Here is a 6347-nt window from a genome sequence, read left to right on the forward strand (position 1 = left end):
ACGCGCCGCTTAAGCGGCGCGTCGCCCGTCCCTTTCCGGCCCCAGGTGACGGCGGCGGGAAAATCGCGCAGGATGCGGCCCTGGAGGAGCCCCGATGAAAGTCCTGTGCGCGAACCCGCCCTGGTGGATCGAAGACCCCGACGCCATCTACGGCTCGGGACTGCTGGCCGGCGTGCGGGCCGGCTCGCGCTGGCCGTTCACCTCGGCGGTGCGCTCGAAGCCCGGCCAGTACCGCTTCGGCGACTACATCCCCTATCCCTTTTTCCTGGGCTCGGCCGCCGCCTACCTGGAGCGCGAGACGGACGCCACGGTCGCCTTCCGCGACTCCATCGCCCTGCGCGAGGATTACGACGCCTTCTTCAAGTACCTCAAAAAGAGCCGGTTCGATTACATCGTCATCGAATCCGCCTCGCCGAGCTGGCCCCACGACGCCGAACTCATCGACCACATCGCCAAGGAATTTCGCGGCCTGCGGGTGGTGGTGGCCGGACCCATCGCCACGCTCGGGGAGAAGCTCCTGGCCGAGCATCCCCTGCACGCCGTCATCCAGGGCGAATACGAAAAGGGACTGGTCAGGGTTGTCGGCGGCGAAAGCGGGCTCTTGCCCCACGACCTCCTGACCGAGGCCGAGCTCAACGCCGCGCCCTATCCCTACTTCGACCCCCTGCACGCCAACAAGTACTGGGATTCCAACCCCAAGGGCCAGGTGTTTCCCCAACTCCAGGTGCTCACCAGCCGGGGCTGCCCGTTTCGCTGCATCTTCTGCGTCTGGCCGTCGGTCATGTCCAACAACGATCCCGACGGCACGGGCGTGCGTCGGGTGCGCCAGCTCTCCGGCGACTACCTGGAGGGCATGCTGACCGAGCTCGTCGGGCGCTACGGCTTCAAGAGCGTCTACTTCGACGACGACACCTTCAACCTCGGCGACCGCCACGTCCTCGAGGTCTGCGGCGTCATGGCCCGGCTGGGCCTGCCCTGGTCGGCCATGTGCCGGGCGGACACCGTGTCCTGGGACACCTGGCGGGTCATGCGCGAAAGCGGCTGCTTCGGGGTCAAGATCGGCTTCGAGAGCGGCAACCAGTGGGTCGTGGACAACATCGTGCGCAAGAACCTGAACCTGGAGAAGGCGCGCGACGTGGTCTACCGCTTGAAGTCCCTGGGCATGACCGTGCACGGCACCTTCACCGTAGGCCTGCCCGGGGAGACGCCCGAGCAGATGGCCGACACCAGGCGCTACCGGGCCTCGCTGCCGCTCGACAGCTTCCAGGAGTCGGGCACGGCCGAGATCGAGGGCTCGCCCCTTTCCACCCTGCGCCGGGCCGGGAGTCTCGAACACTACGCCGGCGCGAGCCTCGAGGGCTACGTGGCCGAGCGCGACGGCACGCGCAAGATGCGCCTGGTGGCCCTTCGCGACGCGGGGCTGGGCGAGGCGGCCCTGTGCCTGCGCCACGGCCGGCCGGCCGTGGCCGAGTCCATCTGCCGCAATCTGCTGGAAGCCGGCGGCGAGGACGCGCCGGTCCTCGACATGCTCGGCACCATCGCCGTGCGGGCACGCAAGTTCGACCTGGCCGTGCGGTTTTTCTCCCGGGCCGTCGCCGCCGATGCGGCGTTGGCCGCCCCCTGCCTGCACCTGGGCTTTCTGCTGCGCGACCAGGGCCTGACCGAGGAGGCGGCCGCCTGTCTGCGCCGGGCCCTTTCCCTGGACCCGGACTGCCTGGAGGCCCGGCAGGCCCTGCTGGCCCTGGGGGCCGATCCGGAAGACGGCGAGGCCCCAGACGCCAAGGCGCAGGCCTCCCTGGCCAAGTCCCTGGCCGCCGTGCCGGTCACGTCCTGGGGCCGGACCCTGCGCCGCGCCATGGACGCGGCCGATGCCCCGTCACGGCCGGCGGATCCCGAGGCCGCGGCCCGGGCCGCCGCCGGCGGCTCCCCCCGGCTCATCGTCCTGGACCACGGCCTGCGCTTCCTGGCCGGCCACCATTTCGCCTACGACCTGGGCGTGCTCATGGAATGCATGAAGCGCGAGATGCCCGTGGAATTCTACGTCTACGCCGACTGCCAGCCCGAGGCGGTCAAGGTGCTGCGGGCCAGGGCCGTGCTCCAGCCCTCGCGCTACGCCAGCCACTCCTCGGACAAGTACTGCTCCTGGCTCGAGGATTTCCTTATCGCCGGCAGCATCGCCGAGTTCAACCTGTTCAAGAACCTGCGCGCCGACCTCGACCCGTCGGACATCGTCTTCTGCCACACGGCCGACCCCAAGATCGTACGGGGGATCGCCGCCTGGTACCTGGCCATGGACAAGGCCAAACGGCCCCATCTGTGCCTCAAGTTCCAGAACCACTGCTTCCGTTTCGTGGCCAAGGACCAGCTGGCCCTGGCCAGATCCATCTTCCGGCTGGCGCTCAAGCCCTTCGTCAACGAGCCCAAAGTCTGCTTCGCCGCGAGCAACCGGCTCATCGGCTCCCAGATCAAGCAGATGGCGGAAAAGCCCTGTCCGGTCTTCCCGGTGCCGCTGCAACTGGAGGTGCCGGCCAGGCCGTTTCGGACCCGGGCCGAGAAGGGGACGGTGCGCATCGGCTACGCCGGCGAGGGCCGCCTGGAGCAGGGTGTGGGCTTTTTGCCCGAGATCGTCGAGGCCATCCTGCCGGCCTATCCGGACGTGGTGTTCGAGGTGCAGTTCGCCTGCCGCTTCGTGGACGACGACACCCTGGAGCGGCTGCGCTCCTTCGGCGACCGGGTGGTCGTGCACGAGAGCTGCTTCGTGGGCGAGGACTTCCATCGGCTCGTCGCCTCCTTCGACGCGCTGCTTCTGCCGTACCAGCCCACGAGCTACGTCGAGCGCTCCTCCCAGATCGTCATCGAGGCCATTGCCCTTGGCGTGCCGCTCATCGTGCCGGTCGGCACCTCGCTGGCGCTGGAGGTCAAGCACTTCGACTGCGGCTATTCCCTCATCCGGGGCTACGACGGGCTGTCGGTCATCGAGGCGGTGGCGCACTTCATCGACAACCACGACGTCCTCGCCCGCAAGTCGGCCGAGGCCGCGCCGCGTTGCGCCGCCTTCCACTGCGGCAAGACCCTCATCGACCTGCTGCTGGCCTCCTGCGGCGTGCCCGTGCCCGGGACGCCGCGTCGGGAAGGGTAGGGGGAGGTTGGAACGCCATGCACCTTTGCGACAAATGCCCGCTGCGCCGTCTGGCGGAAAAACGGCCGCGATCGCTTCTGGCCAGGCTGTGGCGCTGGCACACGGGCTGGTGCCCGGGCTGGAAGCGCTACCAGAAGGCGCTTTCGCGCGCGGCCGGGAAGGACTAGCCGCTAGATGCGCGCCACGCCGAGGAACACGGCGTGCAGCGCCGTCACCAGCGTGAAGTAGGCCGCGCGCGCCGCCCGGGGCGAGAGTCCCGGGAAACGGTAGCCCAGGCGGTCCGACGGGCAGGCACCCAGGCAGTCGCCGCACAGCGTGCAGGAAAGCCCCGGCCGCCCCCTGGCCAGGTCCTCGGGCGAAAGCGCCAGATAGCGGCAGGCGCGAAAGCAGCGGCCGCAGCCGTCGCAGCCTTCCCCCACGCGAATCCGCCAGGGCGAAACCTTGCCCAGGACGTTGCCCACAAGCCCTATGGGACACCAGGCCGTGCAGTGGACCATGACGCCGCTTCGCCGCGAAAACGTGGCCATGACGCCAAGCCCGACGAGCCCGAAGCCGGCGGCGGCCAGCGCCGCCGTTTCCGTGCTTACGCCCGCCAGCCGCAGCCCGGCCGCACCGCCGACGGCTAGCCCCAGCGTGGCGGCGCGCCAGAGCGGCAATCGGCGCGACAAGCGCCTGGGCGTTTTGCGGCCGAGCCTGGCGCAGGCGTCGTCGGCCGCGCCGATGTAGCACAGGTGCGAACACCAGCCCGGCCCGACGAGCAGCAGCGTGGACAGGTAGAGGATGGGCATGAAATAGCCGCCGCCCCGGTAGATGGGCCCGGCCGCGATGAGCGCCGGCACGGGCAGGTGCAGCGCCCCGGTCATGAGAAACGTCGTGGCCCCGGCCAGCCCCAGGCCAAGCTGGGCGAAAAAGATCAGGGAAAAAAGCGCCCAGTAGCGGGAGCGGATCGACCCGGTGCGCGGCGCGGCCAGCATGCGCCCCGAAAGCCAGGCGGCGTAAAGCCCGAGCAGCGCGATTTCGAGCGTTCCCCAGCCGGGCAGGAACCGGTCGGCGAGGAGCACCGGAAAGGAAACCTTGGCCCGGGCCAGGGCCAGGAGCCCCACCGTCAGCCAGAAGGCCGTGGCCTGGGCCACGGGCGTTTGCGGCCCCCGGTCGAAAAAAACTTTCGCCCGGTGGGAAAAGCAGAACATCCCCCCGGCCAGGCAGACCCCGACCACGGCGGCCATGATGGCCCCCAGGCGCAGATACGGCAGCCCGGCCGCCAGGCGAAAGGCCAGCATGTCCCGCGCGGCCGTCGCGAAGGCCAGTCCGGCCAGCAGCGCGGCCGGGCCGAGCACGTAGGGCGCGAACCGCCGCCGGGCGGCCGCGAGGCCCGCCAGGACCAGCACGGCGGCGACAAGGCCCGTTTCCCCCAGGCGCAAGGCATGGGCGGCGTAGAGCAAAAGCCCCAGCACCAGGGCGGCCAGACCCGTAGCGGTCATGGCCGCACCCAAGCCGGCAGGCCCGGCAGACCGGTCGGCCGGTCACTCGGAAAGACGAGGTCGCCGAAACGCAGCCCCGGCCGCAGCCCAGAGGCGCAGGCCTCCAGGCAGCGCCCGGCCAGCTCCAGGGCGCTCGCCGGATCAAGGCGCTCTCGCAGCTCCAGGCCGAGCCTCGGCCGCCGTCCGAGCCGGCCGCCGAGCAGGGCGCGAAAGGCCACCGGACCGGCCGCGAGCGCCCCGGTCCCGCAGGCGGCGACGCAATGGCCGCAGCCCAGGCAACGCTCCCGATCCACGACCGCCACGCCGTCCACCATGGCGATGGCCCCGTCGGGACAGACCGCCGCGCACGCGCCGCAGCCGGTGCAGGCTTCCCCGTCGACCACCAAGTCCACGGCCGCCACCAGCCCCAGATCGGCCACATGCGGCCGGGCGCAGCCGTTCGCGCAGGCGCAAAGACTCAGCCGAAATCGCTCGTGATGGCGCGGCGCGCGGCCGAGCGTCGCAAACGCCTCCGGCAAAGGCGCGCGGGAAAGCAGCCCCTCGATCCCGGCGGCGAACTCCCCGGGAACGGCCAGGGCGCGCGGACATCCGGGCGGCTTCACGCCCCGGCAGGATTCCAGTATGTACGGGCTCGACGTCATGCAGGCTCCTTGCGGCGGAGGTTTCCCGTCCTCCATGCCCGAGGTCTCGCGATTGGGCTTTGACTTACGTCAAAAACGGACGGACGCATGGACAAAAACCAGGCCGTGGCCGCCATAGGCCTCTTTTCCGGGCTGGGACAGCGTGAACTCGCCGCCCTGGCCGGCGTGGCCGAAACGCGGCGCTACGCCCGGGGCGCGGACATCTTTTTCGCCGGCGAACCGGCCCAGGGCTTTTTCTCCGTGGCCTCGGGCAAAGTGCGCATCTACCAGACTTCGCTCGCCGGCAAGGAACACATCCTCCACGTGTTCGGCCCGGGCGAGGTCTTCGCCGAAGTGGCCGTCTTCTCCGGCGGCGTCTACCCGGCCAGCGCCCAGGTCCTCGAAGACGGCGAATACCTCTTCTTCCCGCGCGAACGCTTCCGCCGCCTCCTCAAGGACGAGCCCGACCTGGCCATGAATATGCTGGGACTGCTTTCCATCCGCCTGCGCCAACTGGTCAAGAAGCTCGAAGACCTGAGCCTTCGCGAAGTGCCGGCTCGCCTCGCCGCCCACCTGCTGCTGCTCCAGGCCCAAAGCAGGAAACGCCGCCTCGCCCTCGACCTGCCCAAGGGACAACTCGCCGCCTACCTCGGCACCATTCCCGAAACCCTCTCCCGCGTGCTGCGCCGCTTCAGCGACGAAGGAGTCATCATCCTCTCCGGCACCACCCTGGAAATCCTCGATGCCGGCCGCCTCGAAGCGTACGCCGGCGTCGGCGGGACCGGGGGAGGGAAGGAAGATGCCTCCGGCGGCCGGGGGGCATGATGCCCCCCGGACCCCCTCGATGGGGGAAGCGGGAAAGGGTAAGCTGGATGGGAGGATGGTCGTGGGCGGGTGTGCGTCGGCGAGGCCGGAATTTCCCCGGCTGATGCCGCCGCTTCGCGGCAGGCTCAGCCGGGGAAATTCCGGCCTCGCAGGCCCGTCGCCCCTGCGGGGCGAAGTTTGAAGGAATTTTACTGACAAGACTTCTTGAAATGCGGCGCTTCGCCGCTGGCGCCCGTGGTCGGGGAATTTCGGGCAACGTGCTGGCCGGCTTTGCGGCCTGCG

At 70.0% G+C, this 6347-nt stretch carries 5 protein-coding genes; 3 read left to right on the forward strand and 2 right to left on the reverse strand.

Annotated features, from left to right (window positions below):
- Nucleotides 1-94 precede the first annotated feature (94 nt).
- A complete protein-coding gene (locus Q1K70_RS20945; RefSeq protein WP_300164309.1) occupies nucleotides 95-3139 on the forward strand; it encodes a radical SAM protein in 3045 nt (1014 codons plus the stop codon).
- A 17-nt stretch (nucleotides 3140-3156) separates the two neighbouring features.
- The gene (locus Q1K70_RS20950) at nucleotides 3157-3306 is read left to right on the forward strand and encodes a hypothetical protein (protein WP_300164312.1); all 150 of its coding nucleotides are present in this window, start codon (nucleotides 3157-3159) and stop codon (nucleotides 3304-3306) included.
- A gap of 3 nt (nucleotides 3307-3309) precedes the next feature.
- Here the strand turns inward: Q1K70_RS20950 and Q1K70_RS20955 are convergent, their stop codons facing one another.
- Entirely contained in the window at nucleotides 3310-4620 is a 1311-nt protein-coding gene (locus tag Q1K70_RS20955; protein ID WP_300164315.1) for a 4Fe-4S dicluster domain-containing protein, read from the reverse strand.
- The gene (locus Q1K70_RS20960) at nucleotides 4617-5261 is read right to left on the reverse strand and encodes a 4Fe-4S binding protein (RefSeq protein ID WP_300164318.1); all 645 of its coding nucleotides are present in this window, start codon (nucleotides 5259-5261) and stop codon (nucleotides 4617-4619) included. Before Q1K70_RS20960 ends, Q1K70_RS20955 begins: the two co-directional genes overlap by 4 nt.
- 87 nt (nucleotides 5262-5348) lie before the next feature.
- Here Q1K70_RS20960 and Q1K70_RS20965 point away from each other — a divergent pair, with 87 nt between their 5' ends.
- A complete protein-coding gene (locus Q1K70_RS20965) occupies nucleotides 5349-6065 on the forward strand; it encodes a Crp/Fnr family transcriptional regulator (protein ID WP_300164321.1) in 717 nt (238 codons plus the stop codon).
- Nucleotides 6066-6347: the final 282 nt, after the last annotated feature.

It is taken from the genome of Solidesulfovibrio sp., from assembly GCF_029978005.1.
Lineage (GTDB): Bacteria > Desulfobacterota > Desulfovibrionia > Desulfovibrionales > Desulfovibrionaceae > Solidesulfovibrio.

Coding starts and splice junctions, on each gene's coding strand:
- Q1K70_RS20955 (WP_300164315.1), bottom strand. CDS start 4,620: ATGACCGCTACGGGTCTGGCCGCCCTGGTGCTGGGGCTTTTGCTCTAC.
- Q1K70_RS20950 (WP_300164312.1), top strand. CDS start 3,157: ATGCACCTTTGCGACAAATGCCCGCTGCGCCGTCTGGCGGAAAAACGG.
- Q1K70_RS20945 (WP_300164309.1), top strand. CDS start 95: ATGAAAGTCCTGTGCGCGAACCCGCCCTGGTGGATCGAAGACCCCGAC.
- Q1K70_RS20960 (WP_300164318.1), bottom strand. CDS start 5,261: ATGACGTCGAGCCCGTACATACTGGAATCCTGCCGGGGCGTGAAGCCG.
- Q1K70_RS20965 (WP_300164321.1), top strand. CDS start 5,349: ATGGACAAAAACCAGGCCGTGGCCGCCATAGGCCTCTTTTCCGGGCTG.